Below are 23,001 nucleotides of genomic sequence, written 5' to 3'. Positions count from 1 at the left end.
TCGCAACACTTTGGTGCATCCGTGCAAATGAACGTTGTATATCGCCTACATCGCTCGCATAATTAAACAGCCATTTACAAATAAGTTACCAATAAGTGGCACGAAGCGGATGTCCGGCTGCGGATGCATTGCGGAACCGGCGTTCTTATAAAGGTGCGGCCCAGGCCGCACTTGTTTTTCCCGGATTCTCCCTCCAGCCCCCGCCCCAGCATGACGCCGCTCCACGCCACCGTCCCGCCGATCAGCTGCCTGATCGCGCTAACGGTGTGCAACCACGTGGCCTTCAACGCCAGCCGCGTCGTGGTATCGCTGTTTGCCCTCTCCCTCAAGGCCTCGACCGTCACGCTTGGCATGCTGATGTCGCTCTATGCGCTGCTGCCGATGCTGCTGGCCATCCGCGCCGGCAAGCGCATCGACGAGATCGGGCCGCGCAAGCCGATGACGGCGGGTTCGCTGATGGTGGTCGCCGGCACCCTGCTGCCGGCGGTGTGGCCGGGCATTGCCGCGCTCTATCTCTCCTGCGCGCTGATCGGCGTGGGCTTCATGCTGGTGCAGGTCGCCATGCAGCTGCTGATCGGACAGATTTCCACCGACGGCACCCGGCTGCGCAACTACACGCTGCACGCGCTCGGACTGTCGTTCTCCGGCACGCTGGGCCCGGTGGTGATGGGCTATGTGATCGAGCACGCCGGCTACCGCCCGGCATTCTTCGCGCTGGTGGCCGTGGCGGCCGCCGGCCTGCTGGGGCTGCACCTGGTACGCGGCAGGCTGCCGGCGCAAGGCGGGCGGGCCGCGCGCGGCGCGATCGTGGACGGTAGCCGCAACTCCACCCTGGGCTTGCTCGCGCACCCGGAATTGCGCGCGGTCTTTATCGCCAGCGCCGTGCTGTCGGCGGCCTGGGACCTGCATGCCTTCCTGATTCCCATCCAGGGCACCCGGGTCGGTCTCTCCCCCTCGTCGATCGGCTGGGTGCTGGGCGCCTTCGCCATTGCCACCTTTGCCATCCGCGTGGCGATGCCGCTGGTGTCGCGCCGGCTGTCCGAGTGGAAGGTGATTCGCGGCGCGCTGCTGGTGGGCGCGGTGGCCTACCTGATCTACCCGTTCGTCGCCGAGTTCTGGCTGATGTGCTGCCTTGCTTTCCTGCTCGGCCTCGCCCTGGGCAGCGCCCAGCCCAACGTGATGAACATCCTGCACACGGCATCGCCTTCGGGGCGCGCCGGCGAAGCGCTGGGCCTGCGCTCGGCGGTGCTCAACACCAGCCAGGTGGTGTGGCCGCTGACCTTCGGCGTGGTGGGCACGGCGCTTGGCATGCTGCCGATCTTCCTGTCGATGGCGGGCGCGATGGGGGTGGCGGGCTACTACTCGCGCGGCCACGCCCGCAAGCTGCCCCCGCCACCGGCCTGAACGGCACTGGCGGGGACTTGCGTGCGCGCAAATGCGGCTTGGTGCGCTTTCGCTATACTCAAAGCAGACAGGCCGCCGATGCCGGGCATGCTTGCCCCGCGCGCGGCCTGCTGACTCGATACCTGATCCGACATGACCCAACTCGCCGACCTCCGCCGAACCTACGTACTCGGTTCGCTCTCCGAATCCGATGTGGCACCCGATCCTATCAGCCAGTTCCAGCGCTGGTTCGATGAAGCCATACACGCCAAGCTGCCCGAGCCCAACGCCATGACGCTGGCCACCGTCGACGCCGATGGTCAGCCTTCGGCACGGATTGTGCTGCTCAAGGGCATGGATGCCAGCGGCTTCACCTTCTTCACCAATTATGAGAGCCGCAAGGGCCTGGACCTTGCCGCCAACCCGCGCGCGGCGCTGCTGTTCCACTGGGTGCAGCTGGAGCGCCAGGTACGCGTGGAAGGACATGTTGAAAAAGTTACCGATAGCGAGAGCGATGCTTACTATGCCACGCGGCCGCTCGGCTCGCGCCTCGGGGCATGGGCCTCGGAGCAAAGCCGCGAAGTCCCGGACCGCGCGGTGCTGGAACAGCGCGAAGCGGACTTCCGCGCCAAGTTCGGCGACAACCCGCCGCGCCCGGCGCACTGGGGCGGCTACCGGCTGGTGCCGACCCGCATCGAGTTCTGGCAGGGACGCCCGTCGCGCCTGCACGACCGCATTGCGTACCGGCTGCTGCCGGACGGCCGCTGGCAGATCGTGCGCCTGTCGCCATGAATGGCGGCGCATGCGGGTAGCGGCAGGCGCGCCGCACGCGTTCGTGTCCTGGCGGGCAGCGAGGTCGCGCACTGCACAAAATTTGGATTTGTCGTAAAGTGAATATAGGCCGCTTCCACCCGGAAGCGGCCGCCAGGAGCAGGCCCCGCCTGCCCTCTGCTGTAGTTCGAGGAGTATGCCGCAACCGTCAGGAGGGAAGCCGCATGTTTTTCAAGCAAGCACTGGACAAGCAACTGGATCACTGGATCGCCGACCTGCGCGAGCGGGCCAACCTACCCGTCAAGCTTCGGCTGTGGAATGGCAACGAGTATCCGCTCGGCCGTTTCGAGCAGCCGTCGGTCACGCTGACCGTGCGCGAGGCCGGCGCCCTGCCGCTGTTGCTCACGCCCAGCCTGGACAATCTCGGCGAAGCCTATGTGCAGGAGAAGATCGACCTGGACGGCAAGCTGAGCGACATCATCGCGGTGGCCTACCGCTTCTCGGCCGCCGCCAGCGCACAGGCCGGCGGCGCGCTGGCACGCGTGGCACAGCATTTCGTGCATACCAAGGCGGCCGACAAGGCCTCGATCCAATACCACTACGACGTCTCCAACGAGTTCTACCGGCTCTGGCTGGACCCGGCCATGGTGTACTCGTGCGCCTACTTCGAGCATGGCAACGAAGACCTGGCCACCGCGCAGCGCAAGAAGATCGACCACATCCTCACCAAGATCCGGCTGCAGCCCGGCCAGACCCTCCTCGACATCGGCTGCGGCTGGGGCGCGCTGGTGCTGCGCGCGGCTGAAAAATTCGGGGCGCGCTGCGTCGGCATCACGCTGTCGCAAAACCAGTTCGATCTCGCCACCGAACGTGTCCGGCAGGCGGGACTGTCCGACCGCATCGAGATCCGCCTGCAGGATTACCGCGACATCGCGGGCACCTTCGACCGGATCACCAGCGTCGGCATGTTCGAGCACGTGGGCAAGAACAACCTGATCGGCTACTTCAGCCGCATGCGCGAGCTGCTGGCCGAGGACGGCTTCGCCATGAACCACGGCATCACGTCGCCCGACCCGGAAAGCGGCGCCACGCCCATGGACGGCTCCGAGTTCATGGACCGCTACGTCTTCCCGCAGGGCGAGCTGCCGCACATCGGCATGGTGCTCAACGCGCTGCAGCGCGGCGGCCTGGAGGCCACCGACGTGGAACTGCTGCGCCACCATTACACGCGCACGCTGCGCCACTGGGCGGAAAATTTCGAGGCGCAGGGTGATACCATCCGCGCCATGGTGGGCGAAAAGAAATACCGCATCTGGCGCGTCTACCTGGCAGGCTGCGCGCATGCCTTCGACACCGACCAGATGTCGATCTACCAGGTGGTGTGCCATAAGTCCGGGCTGTCGTCGCAGAGCCTGCCCTGGTCGCGCCGCTATATCTACGATAAATCGCTCGACTGAATATCTGCTTGACTGAAGACTTGTTCGGCGGCCTGCTGGAACCGCCCGCGCCGCCCCCTTCCGCCGACACCGCAACGCATGCCGGCCCGCCGGCGTCCGCCACCAGGCCCGCCCGCGGCAAGAGCGTGCTGGCGCCGCCGCCGGACCCCGCCCTGCTGGCCCTGGCCGGGCGCCTGCCGGCAGGCCTGCATCTCGGCACCTCGTCATGGTCCTATGGCGGCTGGAACGGACTGGTCTACCAGGGGGAATACAGCGACAGCCTGCTTTCGCGCAAAGGACTGGCCGCCTACTCCCAGCACCCCTTGCTGCGCGCCGCCGGCATCGATCGCGGTTTCTACGCGCCGATCCCGCTGGCCGACTACCTGGCCTACGCGGCCCAGGTGCCGGCCGGTTTCCGCTTCCTGGTCAAGGCGCCCGCCAGCGTATGCGATCCGTGGCTGCGCACCTCGGAGGGCGCGGGAAGGCTGGCCAATGCCAGCTTCCTCGACGCCGCCATCGCCGTACGCGACTTTATCGCGCCCGCCACGGCGGGTCTTGGCGCCAAATGCGGGCCGCTGCTGTTCCAGCTGTCGCCGCTGGGAACCATGGCTACCGACGCCGCCGGCTTCCTGTCGCGGCTCGATGCCTTCCTCGGCGCCCTGCCCCAGTTCGATCCGGCCGTGACGCCCGATGGCTGCTACGCGGTGGAACTGCGCGACGCGGCGCTGCTGACGCCGCGCTTTATCAAGCTGCTGCGCGCACGCGGGGTGCGCTTCTGCCTGTCCGCGCGCGAGCGCATGCCCGCCGCCGAACGGCAGGTACCCGCGCAGGCGCTGATGGACGAGGGCGCGCCAGGCCCCCTGGTGCTGCGCTGGATGCTGCATGCCGGCTTTGCCTACGAGCAGGCCGAATCGCGCTATGCCCCCTTCGACCGGCTGATCGACGAAGACCCGCATACCCGCGCGGTGATCGCCGCGCAGGTGGTCCGCACGCTCCGGGCCGGGCAGCCCGCCTACGTCATCGTCAGCAACAAGGCCGAAGGCTCGGCCCCGCTGACCTGCCTGCGGCTCGCCGAGGCCATCGCGGAATTGCTCGCCACGGAGTGAGCGGCAGGCCTGCGCCTCACCGGTTCAGCAGATGCGCGAACTTCTGCCGGAACTTGGCCAGCTTGGGTGAGATCACGTAGGAGCAATAGCCCTGGTTGGGATGGCTCTGGAAATAGTTCTGGTGGCTTTCCTCGGCGCGCCAGTACGGCTGCGCGGGCTCGACCTGCGTCACCAGCGGCGCATCGTAGAGCTGCTGCGCGGCCACTTCGCGCATCACGTACTCGGCCGTGGCGCGCTGCGCTTCGCTATGGGTGAAGATGGCGGAACGGTACTGCGTGCCCACGTCGTTGCCCTGGCGGTCAAGCGTGGTGGGATCGTGGATGCCGAAGAAGATCTCCAGGATCTCGCGGAACGTGATCACCGACGGATCGAAACTCACGCGCACCACTTCGGCGTGTCCGGTGTCGCCGCCGCACACCTGCTCGTAAGTCGGATGGTTCACGTGGCCGCCGGTATAACCCGACTCCACGGCCCGCACCCCCCTGACCTGCTGGTACACCGCTTCCAGGCACCAGAAGCAACCTCCCCCCAGGGTGGCGATTTCCCGCTCGTTGTCCATCTTGATTTCTCCGGCTCGTGATAATAGCTAGCATACTCGTTCGGCAACCGGCATGCCGCCGGCGAGTGACCGTGCCCGCCGGCCGGGGGCACGGCAACGAGAGTCTGGTGGCTCGCCAGCGCGAAAGGCCGCCGATCTCTGGCGGTGACTACCGGAGAGGCAAGGCAACCGGCCGGATCGGCGCGGCATCGGCCCCGCGGAACTTCAGCGATGCGCCGATAAAGGCAAACTCATAGACCCGGTCGCGCGACAACGCCTCGAGATTCACCAGTTCAATGATGAAGGCGCCTTGCTGCGCCAGCAGATAGGTATGCACCGGGATGTAGTTGTCGGGCACTTCCGCGGGAAACGTCTCAAAGCTCAGGTTGTCGGCGCCGACCACCATGGCGCCGCCTTCCTCCACCAGAAACCTGGCCGCGTCCAGGCCAAGGCCTGGCGGGTTGGCCATGTACGCCTGGGCATTTTCATAGTGTTGCATGCGCCCCGTGCGGATCAGCACCACGTCGCCTTTCTGCAACCCGACGCCTTGCCTGGCCAGCGCTTCGCGCAGGTCCTTCCGGGTCACCCGGTAGTTGTCGGGCAGCATATCCAATCCCTTGGCCGCAGCCACATCGATCAGCACGCCGCGGGCGACGATCGGCGGCAGCTTCTCCGCGCCGGTGACTTTCCAGCCGCGATCGCCCAGGTGCTCGGCGGCGGAATAACCGTTCCAGATCTTTCCGTTCAGGCCGAAGTGGTTGAGCGCATCGATATGCGTGCCCATGTGCGCATACATGGAAACCGCCGACCCGCTGTAGCTGACATGCCGGTTCATCGCCTCGCCTACCTGCATGGAGTCGGCCACCAGGTTGCCGTGCGGGGTATGGGTCATCCACATCTGGTACGGCGGATCGCCGGCTGCCTGCCAGCTCGGCATGCCGATGAAGTAGTCCACCGCCAGATCGTAGGCCTGCGTGCCGGAGACGCGCGCCATGATGGCGGCGCGCGAGGCCGGGGTGATCAGGTTGAGGCGGCCGATCTCATCCTTGGGACCCCAGGGGCTGACGCCCACCTGAGGCGCCGCGCCGGCGGTACCGCTCAGCACTGCGAACATCATCGACAGGGAAAACCTGGCGAGCCGGCGCCCGGCGGCGCGGGAGAGAGAGGACGGGATGGATTGCAACATAGGAGTTCCTGAAAGAGTGGCGCTTTCCACAGCGTGGAAGCGATGCCGCCATCCTATTAGGCATTCTTCAGTAGATAATCCGGGAATTCATAGAAACATATTCAACCAAAAGGAAAATATATATGGATCTGCTTGCTGCCATGCGGACCTTCCGCCGGGTGGTGGAACGCGACAGCTTCAGCCAGGCCGCGGCCGATCTCGGGCAATCGACCGCTGCGGTCAGCAAGCAGGTGCGTCAACTGGAGGCGCGCCTGGGCGCGCTGCTGATCCTGCGCACCACGCGGCGCATGAGCCTGTCGGAGACCGGTCGCGCCTACTTTGCCGAATGCTGCCGCCTGCTCGACGAGCTGGATGCGCTGGAGCGGGCCACGGCGGCCGGCAAGGAGGAGATCAGCGGCCGCCTGCGCGTGAATGCGCCGCTGTCGTTCGGCCTCAAGGTGCTTTCGCCCCTGCTGGTGACGTTTATGGCGCGCTACCCACAGCTGCAGGTCGAGCTGACCCTGGACGACCGGCTGCTGGACTTGGTGTCGGAGGGCTTCGATGTGTCGCTGCGCATCCGCTCCGCGTTGGCGGACTCATCCCTGGTTGCAAGGCGGCTGGGCGAGATGGAGCAGTTCATCTGCGCCGCGCCCGGCTACCTGGCAGCCCGCGGCACGCCGCGCAGCATCGAGGACCTGCGCGGCCACGATTGCCTTGCCTACCAGTTGGCCGACTATCCGGGCAGCTGGCACCTGGAGGGGCCACTAGGCACTACCAGCATCGACGTGCCGGCCCGCTTCTCGGCGAACAACAGCCTGCTGCTCAGCGATATGCTGCTGGCCGGGATGGGCATCGGCGCGCTGCCCTCGTTCATCGCGCAGCCGTTGCTGGCGCGCGGCGATCTGGTAAGGGTGCTGCCCGAGCATGCGCTGGCCGGACGCAGCATCTACGCGCTCTATGCAAGCCATCGCCACCTGCAACGGAAGGTTGGCGTATTCGTGGCCTTCCTGGCGCAGGCGCTGCAGGGTCAATAGCAGATGCGCACGCTGCCTTGCGCGTTAGCCGGACGACATTTCCAGCATGGCCTGCAATTGCGGCTTGAGCACCTTGCCGAGCGCGCTCTTGGGCAGACTGTCGAGCAGCACGACCCGCCGCGGCAGCTTGAAGCGGGCAATGTGGCCGGCCAGGGCCTCGCGCAGCGGCTCCTGTGCCAGCGCCCGGAGATCGGCGCCGGCGGCAGGCACCACCACGGCGACCGGCACCTCGCCCCAGTGCACATCGGGCAGCCCGACCACCGCGCAGTCCTGCACGCCGGGCAAGCCCAGCAGCACGTTCTCGATCTCGGCCGGATAGATGTTTTCCCCACCGGAGATGATCATGTCCTTGCTGCGCCCGACCACCTCGATGCAGCCGTCGGCATTGCGGTGCGCGAGGTCGCCCGAATGGAACCAGCCGTCGCGGAAATCAGGATGATCGGGCTGGCGCCAATAGCCTTGCATCAGGTTGGCGCCGGCCAGCCATAGCTCGCCGACCTCGCCATCGGGTACTTCGGCGCCGTCCGCGCTGGCCAGCCGCACCGCCACCTCCGGCTGGGGCCAGCCCGCGTAGCCCGGCCGCGCCATGGCCTGGTCCAGCCGCAGCACGACCGACACCGGACCGGTCTCGGTGGCGCCATAGACCTGGCCCAGCGGAATGCCGCGCGCATGGAACGCGTCGATATAGGCACGGGGAATGGGCGAGGAGCCGGCCATCACGCCGCGCAACGAGGAAAGATCCGCGCCCGGCCAGCCCGGATGCTCCAGCACCGCGCGCAGGGTGGCCGGCACCATCAGCGACAGCGTGGCCCGCGTCTGCGCCAGCGCCTGCAGCCAGGCGTCCGGCGCGAAGCGCTGGTGCAGGGTAACCTGCGCCCCCGCGAGCAAAGCCGGCAAGGTCTGGATGCACAGGCCGCCCACATGGAACAGCGGCAGCACGGACAGGATATGGTCGTCCCGCGTCATGCCATGCGCCCACCAGCTCGCGCGGGCATTGGCCAGCACGCCGGCCTGCGTGTGCAGTGCGCCCTTGGGCTGGCCGGTGGACCCGGAGGTATACGCCAGCAGCAACGGCGCCTCGTCGGCCGGCCGGGATGGCGCGGGCAGGCGCGCACCCCGTGGCGCCGGCCGATCGATCAGGCTTTCGATGGGTGCGTGCGCGGCAGGCTCCTGCATCGCCGCGGCGGCCACCGCTGCCGCGGCAGCCGCGTGGGGCGCGTCGTGCAGCAGCACCCGGATGCCCGCGTGCGCGGCGATGGCGCTCAGCTCCGGCACCGCCAGGCGGAAGTTCAGGGGCACGAAGATGGCGCCCAGCCGCGCGCATGCAAACAGCATGGCCAGTTGCAGATCGTGGTTCAGGCACAGCGTGGCCACGCGATCGCCGGGCCGCACGCCCCAGCTGCCGCACAGGTGGGCGCAGACGCGCTCCACGCGGCGCCACAGCTTGCCGTAGCTGATGGTGCGGCCCGGGCTATGCAGCGCCGGACGCTGCGGCGCGGCGCTGACCTGCGCGTGCAGCGCGCGCAGCAGGCTGCCGGGCTCAGCGGTGCCGGCGAGGAGCCGGTCTGCGCGCCCGCTCATTCGTCGCGCTCGCCCGATTCGTAGAGGGTCTCGCGGCCCATCCGGTCCAGGATCAGCTCGGCGGTCCAGGGCAGCATCAGCGCGCCGCAGCGCGAATCGCGGTAGAGGCGTTCGAGCGGCAGGTCCTTGAGCATCGACTGGCCACCGCAGGTGCGGATCGCCAGCCTGGCAATATCGTTGGCGCCCTCCATCACCGTGTAGTGCGCGGCGTACAGGCGCATGCGCGCGTCCTTCCCCGGACTGGCGCAGGCTTCGTGAATCACGCGCCAGAAGATCGAACGCAGGTTCTCGAGCTGGATGCGCATCTGCGCCACCGCGATCTGCTTGGTGGGATACATGCGGCGCTTGACCGGCGGCTGGCCCGGCACCTCGCCGCGCAGGTATTGCACGGTAAAGTCGTAGGCGGCCTGCGCCACGCCCAGATAGGTCGGCGAGAGCGTGAAGAACATCGCCGGCCAGGTCTGCGCGGCCTTGTAGTAGACGCCGCGCGGCATCAGCTGCTCCTGGTCGGCCACGAACACATCCTTGAGCAGCAGCGTGCGCGAGACCGTGCCGCGCATGCCCATCGGATCCCACTCGCCGGTCACGGTCAGGCCCTCGGCGTTGCCCGGCACCGCGATGTAGAGCGTGTCGCGCATATCGGGCGAATGGTCCGCGCATTCCTCCGTGCACAGGATGCCGTAGTAGTCCGCCGCGCCCGACAGCGAGGCGAAGATCTTGCGGCCGTTGAGCACCCAGCCGCCTTCCACCTTGCGCGCGCTGGTGCCGAACGGCGCGCGCCCGGCGGCGGCGGCCGAGCCTTCGGAGAAGGGCTGGGCGTAGATCGCGCCGTCCCTGACCACCCGCGCGAAATGCAGCTCGCGGCGCGCTTCATGCTCGGCGCGCTGCCCGGGCGTCATGGCGATGCCGTCGGACAGCATGCCGGTCCACATGGTCGAGCAGATATGCATGTTGTAGGTCAGCGCGGTGGCGCCGCAGAAGCGGCCGATCTCCGCGCCCACCATGCAATAGGTGGCGAAGTCCGCGCCCTCGCCACCGAACTCGCGCGGCACGCACAGGGCCAGCAGACCGGCCTCGCGCAGGTCGTCGTAGTTGGCGAAAGGGAAGCTGGCCTCGCGGTCCCACTGCGCCGCGCGCGGCGCGAAGCGCTCGCGGCCGAGCCGGTTTGCCAGCGTCAGCAGGCGCTCCTGCGCCTCGGTGAAATCGGCGCTGCCGACGGCGGGGATGAATTCCAGTGGCATGATCGTTGTCTCCCGGGCACCGGCCTGCATGCGGCGACGCCTCGTTGGTTTTCTTGAGCCGCGCCGGCGAGCCGGCAACGCGGGGTTCAGTGCAAGGGGAACTGCCGGCCGAGAAAGCCGAGTACGGCGGCGTTGAAATCCGCCGGCCGTTCCATGCAGGCCAGATGGCCTGCCGCCGGCAGGCACAGGTACTGCGCGCCGGCAATCTTCTGCGCCATGCGCTCCATCACCGCGGGCGCCGCATTGGCATCGTGCTCGCCCGCCAGCGCCAGCACCGGCACCGAAATGCGCGCGAGCGATTCGCGCCGGTCGAAGCGCACCAGCGCCTGCAACGCGGCGCGATAGGTGGCCGGCGGCACCGCTGCCATCACGCTGGCGGCGAAGGCCACGGCATCGGCGTCGGCTTGCGGCGCGACCATCGCGCGCACCAGCCCATCCGCCATCTGCGCCATGGTCTTGCCGGCGTCGAGCGGCGCCGTGCGCGCGGCGACGAAATCGCGCTGCCACTGTCCGTCGGCCTTGCCGAAGGCGGGCGAGGTGCCGGACAGCACCATGCCGTCGATCAGCCCGGGCATGGTGGCGCAGGCTTCCTGCGCCACCATGCCGCCCATGCTGTGGCCCAGCAGCACGATGCGCCGGCCTGCATCGCGCTCGGCCTGGAGCACCGGTTGCAAGGCCCGCGCCAGTCCGGCGAAATCGTAAGGATCGATCAGGCCGCTGCCACCATAGCCGGGCATGTCCCAGGCCACCGCCCGGTAGCCCGCTCGCGCCAGCGCGTCGAGCTGTGCCGGCCAGGCTGCCTTGCCGCCGCCAATGCCATGCAGCATCACCACCGCCACCGGGCCCGTGCCCTGCGAGACGACGGCCACGCCGTTCGGGAAGGTCTGGATGTTCGTGCTTGCGTTCGCGTTCATGCGCCTGCCTGATTGGATGGGTTGCCCGCCGGCGGCGTGGCCGGGCCGGCAAGCCGGCCCGCTTCGACTTCGCTCACGCCGTCGAGCGTGATCGTGCAATGGCGCAGCGGCAGGTCGAAGTGGCCCAGCGTATGCCGGCCGGCCACTTCGTTGGCCCCGGTGGAATAAAGGAAATTGCCGGCAAAGGCGCGCAGCTCGGTACCGTTGCAGTCGCGCTTGTCATAAAAGGCCATGGCATCCCAGCGCGCCCGCGCGTTCATGCCCCAGCCGACATGCGACACCGCGTAGGCATCGCGCGTGCCCTCGCTGTCGGCCCAGGCCGCGTAGTAGCCGCGCATCATGTCGGCGTCCACGCCCTGCCCTTCGATGCCGACCATATAGTCGTCCTCGATATGGCAGACGATGGTGTCGCGCAGGTAGGTCTTGAAGGTCAGGTTGACGTCGCCGGGGGCCAGCACCAGCGTGCCGTTGACCTGCCCGCCGGACGGGAAGGCGAGGCACAGGCCGCCCGGCCAGTGCGCTACCTGGCCTGGCTTGCTGCAGTAGCCCCACACCCCGCCCACGCGCGCGCTTGCCAGTCCGACCCGCAGTTCGGTGCCGGCCGCCGAATGCACGCGCATCTCGCGCGCGCCGCGCAGGCGCTTCATCGCGGCCCGCACTCCCGTTTCCAGCGCGGGGTCGGGCAGGCAGCGCTCGAGGATCTCGGGATGTTCGTTGCTGACCATCAGCAGCCGCGGCACGATGCCGTCCGCGCCTTGCAGGATCTGGGGGAGTTCGGGCGCGTGCAGCAGACCCTCCACGGTGCAATCGATCACCAGGTGGCAGCGCTGCAGGGCAGCTACCACCGGCGCGAGTTGCCGCAAGGCATCGCTGGCCCCGGTGGAGCGCACCGGGGCGGGCGCCTGGAGCGCCGGGGACGGCACCCGGATGCGCACGGGCGTGGCGCCCAGCGCTTGCACCGCCAGTTCCGCCAACTCCACATTGACGAGTCGGGATTGGGACTCCGTTACAATCCCAACCACTTCCTGGGCGCTCAGGGCGCACAGTTCCAGGTTGCGCCGAAAAGCGGCCAGCCAGCGGTGTTCGATCTGCTCGATGAGCATTGGTCTCCTCCTGGTGCGATCCTGCCGCGGTCCTGGCATGGTCCCGGGGGCGGCCTTGGTGCGCCAGCCCACCGAAGCCTCCTGCCGGACGCTTTAGCTTGTGCTTGTGATTCTTGTCGCTGGCGCAAATAATATATGAAATTTCATGGATCCCAGTGGAACCCGCGCTATGGGCATGCCTGAGGCCACGCCGAGCGTCACCGGCAAGGCCGCTTCTCCCGATTTCGATACGCTGCACTTCCGGCGCGCGCTGTCCCAGTTCGCCACCGGAGTGACGGTGATCACGACCCGCGCGGCTCCCGGCTCGCCAGCGGGCGCACCCTTCGTGGGCATCACCGCCAGTTCGTTCAACTCGGTGTCGCTAGCCCCCCCGCTGGTGCTGTGGAGCATGGCCACGCGCGCCAACAGCCTGCCGATGTTCCGCGACGGCTCGCACTACATCATCAATGTGCTGTCGGCCTCGCAACTGGACCTGTGCCAGCGCTTCGCCACGCTCAAGGGCGACCGCTTCGCCGGCGTCGACTATCGCCTCTCGGAGAACGGACTGCCGATCCTCGCCAATGCGCTGGCCTGGTTCGAATGCCACAACCGCAGCCGCTATGACGAAGGCGACCACGTCATCTTCGTGGGCGAGGTGGAGCGCTGCGGGGTCCACGACAACGCGGGCAACCCGTTGGTGTTCCACGACGGCCGCTTTGCCACCACCGACCCGCTGACGGACTGAAGCGCCGGCGCATGCGGCCATGACGGATTCAAGCCACCCCGCCTCGCCCGCCTTCGTGGACGGCTACCTGCCCTACTTGCTGGCGCGGGCCAGCCATCTGGTGTCGGGCGAGTTCCACCGCCAGGTGGAGGCGGCGGGCTTCTCCGTGCCCGAGTGGCGCGTGCTCGCCACCCTGGCCGACCGGCCCGAATGCACCATCGGCGCGCTGGCCGACATCACGCTGACCAAGCAACCCACCCTGACCAAGCTGATCGACCGCATGGCCGCCGATGGTCTCGTCGCCCGCCGCAACGGCGCGCAGGACCGCCGCCATGCCCTGGTCTCGATCACCCCGCGCGGCCGCGCCCGCGCCCGCGCGCTGCTGGCCCAGGCCGCCGCGCACGAACAGCAGGTGCTGGATGACTTCGGCGCGCAGCAGGCCGAGCAGTTGAAGGACACCCTGCGCCGGCTGATCGCGCTGCACGCGCCGCGCTGACGATGGGCGCGTGGCTTACGGCTGTGGCGCGCCCTTGATCACCGCCAGCGGCGAGCCGTCGGTCTTGATCCGCTGCAGTACGATATTCGAGCGGATGTCCATCACGCCGGGCGTGCGGTAGAGCCGGTTGACGATGAAATCCGAGTAATGCTTGAGGTTGCGCGCCTGCACCCGCAGGATGTAGTTGCTGTCCCCGGTGATGATGTAGGCGGACACGACCTCGGGCCAGGCCTGCACCGCCGCGTTGAAGGTGTCGTGCCACCCTTCCGTTTCCGGCCGCATCGACACCTGCACGATCGCCTCCAGTTCCAGGCCCAGCCGCTCCGGGTCGAACCATGCGCGGTAGCCGCCGATCACCCCGTTTTCTTCCAGCAGACGCACCCGCCGCAGGCAGGCTGACGGCGACAGCGCCACGCGGTCGGCGAGATCCTGGTTGCTGATGCGGCCGTTCTCCTGCAGGCAGGTCAGGATGCGTAAATCAATGGGATCGAGATTCATTTCGCAGATTCTTCCATAATTGGCTCCATCCGTGAAATTCTATGCGAATTCCATCGCGATCAGTGGGTCAATTAGCAAGCCTCTTGCCCGGAATATTGACTATCATGCCGTCATCCGCTCCTTGAAGAGCCCTGGAACGCCGGCCACCGGCGCCACCCGCCAATGACCAACCGCCCCGCCCCCGAGATCCAGCGCCAGCTGTGGGATATCAGCCCTCCGCTCTCGCCCGACACGCCCGTCTGGCCTGGCGACACCCCCTTCCGGCAGGAGACGGCGTGGCAGATGGACGCGCACTGCCCCGTCAATGTCGGCCGCATCACGCTGTCGCCTCACACCGGCGCTCATGCCGACGCCCCGCTGCACTACGCCGCCGACGGCGCGCCGATCGGCGCGGTGGACCTGGCGCCTTATCTCGGGCCTTGTCGGGTGATCCACTGCATCGGCGCGGCCCCGCTGGTCGAGCCCCGCCATATCGAGCATGCCCTGGCCGGCGCGCCATCGCGCGTGCTGCTGCGAACCTATCGCCAGGCGCCGCTGGCGCAGTGGGATCCGGCATTCTGTGCCGTCGCGCCCGACACCATCGCGCTGCTCGCCGCGCATGGCGTGATGCTGGTCGGCATCGATACGCCCTCGCTGGACCCGCAGGAATCCAAGACCATGGACGCCCATCGCATGGTGCGCCGGCATCGGCTCGCCATCCTTGAAGGACTGGTGCTCGATGCGGTACCCGAAGCCGACTACGAACTGATCGCCCTGCCCCTGCGCTTTGCCGGACTCGATGCGAGCCCGGTGCGCGCCGTGTTGCGCAGCCTGCCCTGAACAAGCCGAACCACCTCCCCCGAAGCAATCTCTCACCCATGAACGCACCGACCCGCGAGCAATGCCTCGCACTTGACCAGCAAGACCCGCTGCGCCACCTGCGGGAACAATTCGCGCTGCCCGACGGCGTGATCTATCTCGATGGCAACTCCCTGGGCGCGCGCCCGCGCAGCGCCGCCGCGCGCGCCGCAGCGGTGGTGAGCGAAGAATGGGGCACGGGCCTGATCCGCAGCTGGAACACCGCCGGCTGGTTCGAGCTGCCGCAACGCCTGGGCAATATGCTGGCGCCGCTGATCGGCGCCGCCGAGGACGAAGTCGTGGTGACCGACACCACCTCGGCCAACCTCTTCAAGGTGCTGGCCGCCGCGCTGCGCGTGCAGCAGACCCGCGACCCGAAGCGCAAGATCATCGTGTCGGAGGCCAGCAATTTCCCCACCGACCTCTATATCGCGCAAGGACTGGCCGATCTGCTGCAGCAGGGCTATTCGCTGCGCCTGGTGAATGCCCCCGAGGAAATCGATGCAGCGGTCGGCGAAGACACCGCCGTGCTGATGCTGACCCACGTCAACTACAAGACCGGCGAAATGCTGGATATGGCTGGCATCACCGAAATGGCCCACGCACGCGGCGTGCTCACCGTGTGGGACCTGGCCCACTCGGCCGGCGCGGTGCCGGTGGCGCTTAACGCGTCCAAGGCCGATTACGCGGTCGGGTGCACCTACAAGTACCTCAATGGCGGCCCCGGCTCGCCGGCCTTCCTGTGGGTCGCGCCCGCACTGCGCGACGCCTTCTGGCAACCGCTGTCCGGCTGGTGGGGCCATGCCGCACCGTTCGCGATGGAACCCGGCTACCGCCCCCGCGCCGGCGTGGCCCGCTTCCTGTGCGGCACCCAGCCTATCGCGTCGCTGGCCATGGTCGAGTGCGGCCTCGATATTTTTGCCCAGACGGATATGCAGTCGCTGCGTGCCAAGTCGCTGCAGCTGACCGATCTCTTTATCGCGCTGGTGGAAGCACGCTGCGGCCATCACCCGCTCGAACTGGTAACGCCCCGCGTCCATGCGCGCCGCGGCAGCCATGTCAGCTTTGCCCATCCCGATGGCTTCGCCCTGGTGCAGGCACTGATCGAGCGCGGCGTGATCGGCGATTACCGCGAGCCGCGCGTCGCCCGCTTCGGCTTCACCCCGCTGTACACCAGCTTCACCGAAGTGTGGGATGCGGTCGAGATCATGCGCGACGTGCTCGACAGCGGCAGCTACAAGGCCGATCGTCACCAGACCCGTGGCCAGGTGACCTGAGCAGGAGCACGCAATGAGCACCACAATGAGCACCAACAAGGGATGCCCGATGTCGGGCGCGGGCGTGAAAGAAACCAGCGGCGACGCCGCCAGCTGGCACGATGCCCAGATGGACTTCGCCAAGGACATGAGCTACGGCGACTACCTGGCGCTGGACCAGATTCTCAACGCCCAGCATCCACTCTCGCCCGAGCACAATGAGATGCTGTTCATCGTGCAGCACCAGACCAGCGAGCTATGGATGAAGCTGGCGCTGCATGAGCTGCGCGCCGCGCGCGAGTGCGTGCGCCAGGACCAGCTGCCGCCGGCCTTCAAGATGCTGACGCGCGTGTCGCGCATCATGGAGCAGCTGGTGCAGGCATGGAATGTCCTGGCCACCATGACGCCGCCGGAATACTCGGCGATGCGGCCTTACCTGGGCATGTCGTCCGGCTTCCAGTCGTTCCAGTACCGCGAGATCGAGTTCATCCTCGGCAACAAGAACGCGGCCATGCTGCGCCCGCACGCGCACCAGCCCCAGCACCTGGCGCTGGTGGAAGAGGCGCTGCGCACGCCCTCGCTCTATGACGAGGCGATCCGCCTGATGGCACGGCGCGGCTTTGCCATCGATGCGGCCTGCGTCGAGCGCGACTGGACGCAGCCGGCCGGCGAGAATGCCTCGGTGGAGGCCGCGTGGCTGGAGGTCTACCGCCAGCCCGAGGCGCATTGGGAGCTGTACGAACTGGGCGAGAAATTCGTCGACCTGGAAGACGCCTTCCGGCAATGGCGCTTCCGCCACGTCACCACCGTGGAGCGCGTGATCGGCTTCAAGCGCGGCACCGGCGGCACGGAAGGCGTGAGCTACCTGCGCAAGATGCTCGACGTGGTGCTGTTTCCCGAACTCTGGAAACTGCGCACCGATCTCTGAGCGGCGCGCCAGCGAAGCCGTGCGGTACCGGCCCCGGCCGGTACCGGAACGCTCGCCGGTATCAGGACGCCGGGTCGGACAACCGTCCCGCCAGCGCGCGCAGCGCCGGCGCCAGCCTGTCGTGGAACACGGCTTCGTCGACCGAGCCATAGGATGCGCTGCAGCTCAGCATGTGCAGTTCCTTCTCGCCCACCGGCCGGAATGCCACCGCGCAGGCATGGATCGCCGGGTGCCAGTCGCGGAAGGATGCCGCGTAGCCCTGCGCCGCAGCCTGTGCCACCGACGCGCGCATGGCCACCTCCTGCATCTTCCATTGCTCCGGATAGGCCACGGCAAACTCCGACAGCACCCGCTCGCGCCTGGCTGCCGGTAAAGCGGCCAGATAGGCGCGCCCCATCGAACTCGACACCAGCGACAGGCGCGACCCCACGCCGAGCCCTAGCATCACCCCGGCATCGTTGCGGATCGACTCCAGATAGATCACCTCCATCCGCTCGCGCTTGCCGAGCGACACGGAGACGCCGTAAGCCTGCGCGAACGCCAGCATATGCGGGCGCGCCAGCGTCACCACATTGGACGCCGACAGGTAGGAATAGCCCAGTGCCAGCACGCCGGCATCGAGCGCGTACTTGCCGAGGCTATCGTCATAGCGCAGATAACCCAGCTGCACCAGCGTGCCGGCAAGCCGGCTCACGGTCGCCTTGGGGAAACCGGTGCGGCGCACGAAATCCTGATTGCCCAGCATCGATTCGCCGGTGCGGAAACAACGCAGCAACTCCAGGCCGCGCGCCAGCGCGGTAACGAAATTGGGATCGCTTTCGCGCGGGGTGACGCTGGCGGCATCCGCAGCGGGCGTAGCTTGCGATTCAGTAGCCAAGAGAGGTCTCCGCGAATGGGATGATGGCACGCGCCTATTGCACGGACCGCGCATTGCGATATACTACATCATCGGAACAGAGTTCCGCAATGCGGAACCTAATAAATCCTCGGCAGACCGCGGAATGCGCCGATATCTGATGAATTCCGGGCTGGCTCGCGAGGCTGCCCATCCCGACCTGCACTATCGAAGGAGACGTAATATGGCTGCCAACGCCGAATTCCACTGGGCCGATCCCCTCTTGCTGGACCAGCAACTGAGCGCCGACGAACGCATGGTGCGCGACGCCGCCCTGGCGTACTGCCAGGACAAGCTCGCGCCGCGCGTGCTGCAATCGTTCCGCAATGAAAAGACCGACGTCGAGATCTTCCGTGAAATGGGCGAACTCGGCCTGCTCGGGCCGACCATCCCCGAGGAATACGGCGGCCCCGGCCTGAACTACGTGGCCTACGGCCTGATCGCGCGCGAAGTCGAACGAGTGGATTCCGGCTACCGCTCGATGATGAGCGTGCAGTCGTCGCTGGTGATGGTGCCGATCCATGAATTCGGCAGCGAGGCGCAGAAGCAGAAGTACCTGCCCAAGCTGGCCACCGGCGAATGGATCGGCTGCTTCGGACTGACCGAGCCCAACCACGGCTCCGACCCCGGCTCCATGGTCACGCGCGCCAAGAAGGTCGCGGGCGGCTATGAACTCTCCGGCGCCAAGATGTGGATCACCAACTCGCCCATCGCCGACGTGTTCGTGGTGTGGGGCAAGCTGGTCGGCGACGACGGCAAGGAAGCCATCCGCGGCTTCATCCTGGAAAAGGGCTGGAAGGGCCTGTCGGCCCCCGCCATCCACGGCAAGGTGGGCCTGCGCACCTCGATCACGGGCGAAATCGTCATGGACCAGGTGTTCGTGCCGGAAGAAAACCTGATGCCCGGCGTGTCCGGCCTGAAGGGCCCCTTCACCTGCCTGAACTCGGCCCGCTACGGCATCGCCTGGGGCGCTTTGGGCGCCGCCGAATTCTGCTGGCACACCGCGCGCCAGTACACCCTGGACCGCAAGCAGTTCGGCCGCCCGCTGGCGGCCAACCAACTGGTCCAGAAGAAACTGGCCGACATGCAGACCGAGATCACGCTGGGCCTGCAAGGCTGCCTGCGCCTGGGCCGCATGAAGGACGAAGGCACCGCCGCGGTGGAAATCACCTCCATCATGAAGCGCAATTCCTGCGGCAAGTCGCTGGACATCGCCCGCGTGGCGCGCGACATGCTGGGCGGCAACGGCATCTCGGACGAATTCGGCGTGATCCGCCATGTGGTCAACCTCGAGGTGGTCAACACCTACGAAGGCACCCATGACATCCACGCGCTGATCCTGGGCCGCGCCCAGACCGGCATCCAGGCCTTCTTCTAAAGCCCGGAACCCGGACCAGCCCGCTCTCCCGCAAAACGAAAAAGGCCCGGCTGCAAAGCCGGGCCAAGCACACTACCAAGGAGAGACGACGGGCGAGCCCATCGTTTTACAACACCGGTCAGCCGGCCGGCGCATTGCGCCCGGCCGGCTTTCTTGCTTTCCGCTTACTTGTCCGGTTGCGGCGTCAGCCGCAGGTAGGGCCGCACGGCCTTGTAGCCTTTCGGAAATTTCTGCCTGATCACCTCCTCGTCCTTCAGCGAGGGCACGATCACCACATCCTCGCCGTCCTGCCAGTTGCCGGGCGTGGCGACGCTGTGGTTGTCGGTGAGCTGCAGCGAATCAATCACCCGCAGGATCTCGTTGAAGTTGCGCCCCGTGCTGGCCGGGTAGGTGATGATCAGGCGCACCTTCTTTTTCGGGTCGATCACGAACAGCGAGCGCACTGTCAGGGTCTCGTTCGCATTCGGGTGAATCATGTCGTAGCGCTCCGATACCTTGCGGTCGCCATCGGCAATGATGGGGAAATTGACCGTGGTACCCTGGGTCTCGTTGATGTCCTTGATCCACTCGCGGTGGGATTCGACCGGATCGACCGACAGCGCGATCGCCTTGACGTTGCGTTTGGCAAAATCGCCTTTCAGCTTCGCGGTCAAACCCAGTTCGGTGGTGCAGACGGGCGTGAAATCGGCCGGGTGCGAAAACAATACACCCCAGCTGTCGCCCAGCCACTCATGAAAGCGGATCGGGCCTTCGCTGGAATCCTGCTCGAAATCCGGTGCGATATCGCCAAGACGTAGGGTCATATAGGTCTCCACAAAGGGGCAAATTCGGGTTGAACCAGTCTAGTGAGATTGCGATCCAACCCAAACGAATATAAAGTCACTACAAAATCACCTTTTTTTATTAAGACCTTTGTCTTGCGTCACTGTCCTGCACGCGGTGTCGGACGCGTGGTGTTGAAACCACGGCAGTTCCCCGCATATGCTAGGAAAGAGGGCCAGAACCTGCCCGACAACGTGCGAGGAAGGCAAAATGTCATAATCCAAAACCACCGCCCTCAACCAGGAGAAACTGATGAGCGATGTCAAGACCGTTTTGTCCGATGCCGAAGAACTGCTTAAGCAAGCGGCCTCGACCACCGGCGAGAAAGCCGCCGAACTGCGCGAGCGCGGCATGGGCCTGCTGAAGCAAGCCAAGGAAAAGGCCCAGGACCTGCAGGACGCCGTCGTCACCAAGAGCAAGGCAGCCGCCCGCGCCACCGATGACTACGTGCATGACCATCCGTGGCGCGCCGTCGGCGTCGCCGCCGGGGTCGGCCTGCTGATCGGCTTGCTGCTGAACCGCAAGTAATTCGCCGCGAGGCCCCGCGGGCCGGGCGTCCGACCCCACCCGCCCTGTACCCCCCGGGGCTGCGATGCAGGGCAGTGGCCTCGCCAGCGGTTCGCACCGCTGGCGAGGCTCCCCGTCCGCAGCTGTTGCAGCGCCCGGCCGCTGCACGCCCTCGCCGGAATTGCATGAGCGACCCCACCCCCTCCCCCAAGTTTATGGATGCCCTGCGCAGCCTGGCAGGATCGCTGGTGGCAATGGTGCAGACGCGCCTCGAACTCGCCAGCGTCGAACTCGCGGAAGAACGGTCCCGGCTGATGAAGATGGCCTTGCTGGCCTGTTTCGGCCTGGTCTTCTTTGGCCTGGCCATGGTGACGCTGACCGTACTGATCACCATCGTGTTCTGGGACACCTACCGTTGGCAGGCCATGGGCGCGCTGGTCGCGATCTACCTGGCCGCCTGCGCGGTCTGCCTGGCGTTCGCCCGCCACCTGATGCGCAATGCCCCGCCCCTGTTCGAGGCCACGCTGGCCGAGATCGACAAAGACCGGGAGATCCTGCGCCGATGACTACCCCGCACAAGCCAAGCGAGCCGCCGGCGCATCCGGGCGGCAACCCGCTTCCGCCCCGCGAACACCGGCGCCCGGTGCGTTTCTCGCGCGAGGTGCGCCTGCCGCTGGCCGTCCGCAAGGAACTGCTGATCACCCGCGCCGCGCTGGAACGCTACGACTGCGCCCAGGCGCTCCATCATGTACGGGGCAGCGCCGCGCGCCTGGGCCGTTTCAGCGCGTGGCTGCCGCGCATGGCCCGGCCCGCGTCCTGGCTCAAGCTGCTGGGCCTGGCCAAGGACTACCCGCTGCTCAGCTCGGCCGTGTCACTGGCGCTGCCCCTGCTGCGCAAGACCCCGCTGCTGCGCTGGACCTGGAAGCTTTCCAAGGTAGGCCTGCTGGCTGGCGCAGGCTACCTCGCCTACCAGGCCTGGCAGAAGGGATCGGCGCCGCCGGCAGGCGAGACTCCGCCAGAATCCGTCGACACCGGATTCCGCGACCCGCTGGTACGCTAGCGTAGCGCGGCGACGCCCAGCGCAAGGCTTGCCAACCTGCCGGCCTTGCCTCCGAGAGCGCACCACACGGCAAGGCACGCGATGCGCCCTCGGCGAACCGCGGCGCGTCCCGACACCGGGGGCGCCGCAAAGGCCTTTTCGACGCAAGGTGACAGCGCCATGACCCATCGATCGGATATACAGCAGAAGTCGTTCTACCTGCTGCTCGCAGCAGTCTCGGTAGGCTTCTGCTTCGTGCTCTGGCCCTTCTTTGGCGCGGTATTCTGGGGCGCCATCCTGGCCATCATCTTCACGCCGCCCAACAACTGGCTGACCCGCCGCCTGGGCGGGCGCCGCAACCTGGCTTCGCTGACCACGCTGACCCTGTGCCTGCTGATCGTGGTGCTGCCGCTGGCTTTCGTCACCGGCGCGCTGATACAGGAAGTCAGTACCGTCTACCAGCAGATCAAGTCCGGCCAGCTCAACTTCGGCGCTTATTTCCAGCAGGCGGTGCACGCGCTGCCGCCGTCGGCGGGACGGGTGCTGGACCGATTCGGGCTCACCGACATCAGCAGCCTGCAGCAGAAGCTGACTGCCGGCGCCGCCCAGGCCAGCCAGATCATCGCCACGCAGGCGCTCAGCATCGGGCAGAACACCTTCCAGTTCGTGGTCAGCTTCGGCGTGATGCTGTACCTGCTGTTCTTCCTGCTGCGCGATGGCCCGCAGATTTCCCGGCTCATCATGCGCGCGATCCCGCTCAGCGAGCCGCATAAGCAGCATCTGCTGCGCAAGTTCACCACCGTGGCCCGCGCCACCGTCAAGGGCAATATCGCCGTGGCCGCGGTACAGGGCGCCCTGGGCGGCCTGATCTTCTGGTTCCTCGGCATCCAGGGCTCGCTGCTGTGGGGTGTGCTGATGGCCTTCCTGTCCCTGCTGCCCGCCGTCGGCGCGGCGCTGATCTGGGGACCCGTGGCGCTTTACTTCCTGCTCACCGGCGATGTCGGCAAGGGCTCCATCCTGATCGGATTCTGCGTGCTGGTGATCGGCACGGTGGACAATGTGCTGCGCCCCATCCTGGTCGGCAAGGACACCCGCATGCCCGACTGGGTGGTGCTGATCTCCACGCTGGGCGGCATGGCGCTGTTCGGGCTGAACGGATTCGTCATCGGCCCGCTGATCGCCGCGCTGTTCATCGCCAGCTGGGACCTGTCCACATCCTCGCGCGACGAGATCGAACGCCGGGATGCCGCCGCCGACCAGGAAACAACGCCGCCAGCGGACGGCGCGACCGGTCAATCCGCCGGCGCCCCCGCCGGCCCGCGCCCCGAGGCGCCGCCGCATACGGAGTGAGCTTGCCGCCGTCGTTGCCG

The 23,001-nt window shown here is 67.1% G+C and carries 24 protein-coding genes; 15 read left to right on the top strand and 9 right to left on the bottom strand.

Annotated elements, in window-relative coordinates; translation table 11 throughout:
* The first annotated feature begins 210 nt into the window (after positions 1 to 210).
* The 4 genes from AC3FOF_RS01860 (at position 211) to AC3FOF_RS01845 (ending at position 4,696) form a co-directional block, all read left to right on the top strand.
* Positions 211 to 1,404 (top strand): MFS transporter, encoded by a 1,194-nt coding sequence (locus AC3FOF_RS01860; RefSeq protein ID WP_276268464.1) that lies wholly within the window; start codon positions 211 to 213, stop codon positions 1,402 to 1,404.
* A gap of 132 nt (positions 1,405 to 1,536) precedes the next feature.
* Positions 1,537 to 2,175: a pyridoxamine 5'-phosphate oxidase gene (gene pdxH / locus AC3FOF_RS01855; RefSeq protein ID WP_017230276.1), complete on the top strand. Its 639-nt coding sequence runs from the start codon at positions 1,537 to 1,539 to the stop codon at positions 2,173 to 2,175.
* A gap of 203 nt (positions 2,176 to 2,378) precedes the next feature.
* The gene (locus AC3FOF_RS01850; protein ID WP_488725625.1) at positions 2,379 to 3,611 is read left to right on the top strand and encodes a class I SAM-dependent methyltransferase; all 1,233 of its coding nucleotides are present in this window, start codon (positions 2,379 to 2,381) and stop codon (positions 3,609 to 3,611) included.
* A gap of 8 nt (positions 3,612 to 3,619) precedes the next feature.
* Complete coding sequence (locus AC3FOF_RS01845) at positions 3,620 to 4,696, top strand: DUF72 domain-containing protein (protein ID WP_488725624.1); 1,077 nt, start codon at positions 3,620 to 3,622, stop codon at positions 4,694 to 4,696.
* A gap of 16 nt (positions 4,697 to 4,712) precedes the next feature.
* Here the strand turns inward: AC3FOF_RS01845 and msrA are convergent, their stop codons facing one another.
* Positions 4,713 to 5,255: a peptide-methionine (S)-S-oxide reductase MsrA gene (msrA, locus tag AC3FOF_RS01840; protein WP_276268462.1), complete on the bottom strand. Its 543-nt coding sequence runs from the start codon at positions 5,253 to 5,255 to the stop codon at positions 4,713 to 4,715.
* Between the two features lie 148 nt (positions 5,256 to 5,403).
* Positions 5,404 to 6,351 (bottom strand): cyclase family protein, encoded by a 948-nt coding sequence (locus tag AC3FOF_RS01835; RefSeq protein ID WP_488725684.1) that lies wholly within the window; start codon positions 6,349 to 6,351, stop codon positions 5,404 to 5,406.
* 191 nt (positions 6,352 to 6,542) lie between these two features.
* On the opposite strand from AC3FOF_RS01835, the gene AC3FOF_RS01830 reads away from it, so the two are divergent.
* Entirely contained in the window at positions 6,543 to 7,433 is an 891-nt protein-coding gene (locus tag AC3FOF_RS01830) for a LysR family transcriptional regulator (protein WP_017227631.1), read from the top strand.
* 24 nt (positions 7,434 to 7,457) lie between these two features.
* On the opposite strand, the gene AC3FOF_RS01825 is transcribed toward AC3FOF_RS01830, so the two are convergent.
* The 4 genes from AC3FOF_RS01825 to AC3FOF_RS01810 form a co-directional block, all read right to left on the bottom strand.
* On the bottom strand, positions 7,458 to 9,014 hold the full coding sequence (locus tag AC3FOF_RS01825) for a class I adenylate-forming enzyme family protein (RefSeq protein WP_488725623.1): 1,557 nt from the start codon (positions 9,012 to 9,014) through the stop codon (positions 7,458 to 7,460).
* Positions 9,011 to 10,255, bottom strand: a complete 1,245-nt coding sequence (locus tag AC3FOF_RS01820; RefSeq protein WP_035811888.1) for an acyl-CoA dehydrogenase family protein — start codon at positions 10,253 to 10,255, stop codon at positions 9,011 to 9,013. Before AC3FOF_RS01820 ends, AC3FOF_RS01825 begins: the two co-directional genes overlap by 4 nt.
* Positions 10,256 to 10,341: 86 nt before the next feature.
* Positions 10,342 to 11,082, bottom strand: a complete 741-nt coding sequence (locus AC3FOF_RS01815) for an alpha/beta fold hydrolase (protein WP_488725683.1) — start codon at positions 11,080 to 11,082, stop codon at positions 10,342 to 10,344.
* A gap of 83 nt (positions 11,083 to 11,165) precedes the next feature.
* Entirely contained in the window at positions 11,166 to 12,272 is a 1,107-nt protein-coding gene (locus AC3FOF_RS01810) for a 2,5-dihydroxypyridine 5,6-dioxygenase NicX family protein (RefSeq protein ID WP_488725622.1), read from the bottom strand.
* 169 nt (positions 12,273 to 12,441) lie between these two features.
* On the opposite strand from AC3FOF_RS01810, the gene AC3FOF_RS01805 reads away from it, so the two are divergent.
* Complete coding sequence (locus tag AC3FOF_RS01805; RefSeq protein ID WP_017230687.1) at positions 12,442 to 12,996, top strand: flavin reductase family protein; 555 nt, start codon at positions 12,442 to 12,444, stop codon at positions 12,994 to 12,996.
* Positions 12,997 to 13,015: 19 nt separating this feature from the next.
* Positions 13,016 to 13,471 carry a MarR family winged helix-turn-helix transcriptional regulator gene (locus AC3FOF_RS01800; protein WP_488725621.1) on the top strand — a complete coding sequence of 152 codons (456 nt, stop codon included), beginning with the start codon at positions 13,016 to 13,018 and terminating at the stop codon, positions 13,469 to 13,471.
* Positions 13,472 to 13,486: 15 nt separating this feature from the next.
* Here AC3FOF_RS01800 and AC3FOF_RS01795 read toward each other — a convergent pair whose 3' ends face one another.
* Positions 13,487 to 13,969: an Lrp/AsnC family transcriptional regulator gene (locus AC3FOF_RS01795; RefSeq protein WP_017230685.1), complete on the bottom strand. Its 483-nt coding sequence runs from the start codon at positions 13,967 to 13,969 to the stop codon at positions 13,487 to 13,489.
* Positions 13,970 to 14,131: 162 nt separating this feature from the next.
* Between AC3FOF_RS01795 and kynB the strand changes: the two genes are divergently transcribed.
* From kynB to kynA, 3 genes are read left to right on the top strand one after another with little or no spacing between them, the layout of a single operon-like run.
* Positions 14,132 to 14,788, top strand: a complete 657-nt coding sequence (gene kynB, locus AC3FOF_RS01790; RefSeq protein WP_276263269.1) for an arylformamidase — start codon at positions 14,132 to 14,134, stop codon at positions 14,786 to 14,788.
* A 38-nt stretch (positions 14,789 to 14,826) separates the two neighbouring features.
* Positions 14,827 to 16,083: a kynureninase gene (gene kynU / locus AC3FOF_RS01785; protein ID WP_488725620.1), complete on the top strand. Its 1,257-nt coding sequence runs from the start codon at positions 14,827 to 14,829 to the stop codon at positions 16,081 to 16,083.
* A 25-nt stretch (positions 16,084 to 16,108) separates the two neighbouring features.
* Positions 16,109 to 16,990: a tryptophan 2,3-dioxygenase gene (gene kynA / locus AC3FOF_RS01780; RefSeq protein WP_035817567.1), complete on the top strand. Its 882-nt coding sequence runs from the start codon at positions 16,109 to 16,111 to the stop codon at positions 16,988 to 16,990.
* Between the two features lie 61 nt (positions 16,991 to 17,051).
* On the opposite strand, the gene AC3FOF_RS01775 is transcribed toward kynA, so the two are convergent.
* Complete coding sequence (locus AC3FOF_RS01775) at positions 17,052 to 17,867, bottom strand: IclR family transcriptional regulator (RefSeq protein WP_017230681.1); 816 nt, start codon at positions 17,865 to 17,867, stop codon at positions 17,052 to 17,054.
* Positions 17,868 to 18,069: 202 nt separating this feature from the next.
* On the opposite strand from AC3FOF_RS01775, the gene AC3FOF_RS01770 reads away from it, so the two are divergent.
* Positions 18,070 to 19,263: an acyl-CoA dehydrogenase gene (locus AC3FOF_RS01770; RefSeq protein ID WP_017230680.1), complete on the top strand. Its 1,194-nt coding sequence runs from the start codon at positions 18,070 to 18,072 to the stop codon at positions 19,261 to 19,263.
* A gap of 164 nt (positions 19,264 to 19,427) precedes the next feature.
* Here AC3FOF_RS01770 and AC3FOF_RS01765 read toward each other — a convergent pair whose 3' ends face one another.
* Positions 19,428 to 20,066, bottom strand: coding sequence for a peroxiredoxin (locus AC3FOF_RS01765; protein WP_488725619.1), 639 nt, complete (start codon positions 20,064 to 20,066; stop codon positions 19,428 to 19,430).
* Positions 20,067 to 20,337: 271 nt separating this feature from the next.
* On the opposite strand from AC3FOF_RS01765, the gene AC3FOF_RS01760 reads away from it, so the two are divergent.
* The 4 genes from AC3FOF_RS01760 (at position 20,338) to AC3FOF_RS01745 (ending at position 22,981) form a co-directional block, all read left to right on the top strand.
* A complete protein-coding gene (locus tag AC3FOF_RS01760) occupies positions 20,338 to 20,613 on the top strand; it encodes an ElaB/YgaM/YqjD family protein (RefSeq protein WP_006162945.1) in 276 nt (91 codons plus the stop codon).
* Between the two features lie 164 nt (positions 20,614 to 20,777).
* Positions 20,778 to 21,158 (top strand): phage holin family protein, encoded by a 381-nt coding sequence (locus AC3FOF_RS01755; protein ID WP_035817555.1) that lies wholly within the window; start codon positions 20,778 to 20,780, stop codon positions 21,156 to 21,158.
* The gene (locus AC3FOF_RS01750) at positions 21,155 to 21,652 is read left to right on the top strand and encodes a DUF3318 domain-containing protein (protein ID WP_276264913.1); all 498 of its coding nucleotides are present in this window, start codon (positions 21,155 to 21,157) and stop codon (positions 21,650 to 21,652) included. Before AC3FOF_RS01755 ends, AC3FOF_RS01750 begins: the two co-directional genes overlap by 4 nt.
* Before the next feature lie 159 nt (positions 21,653 to 21,811).
* Positions 21,812 to 22,981, top strand: coding sequence for an AI-2E family transporter (locus AC3FOF_RS01745; protein ID WP_017230676.1), 1,170 nt, complete (start codon positions 21,812 to 21,814; stop codon positions 22,979 to 22,981).
* The last annotated feature ends 20 nt before the right edge of the window (positions 22,982 to 23,001 follow it).

Source organism: Cupriavidus sp. 96C5-1, from assembly GCF_057798855.1.
The sequence above is the reverse complement of the archived record's forward strand: the minus strand, read 5'-3'. Positions and strand labels throughout refer to the sequence as shown.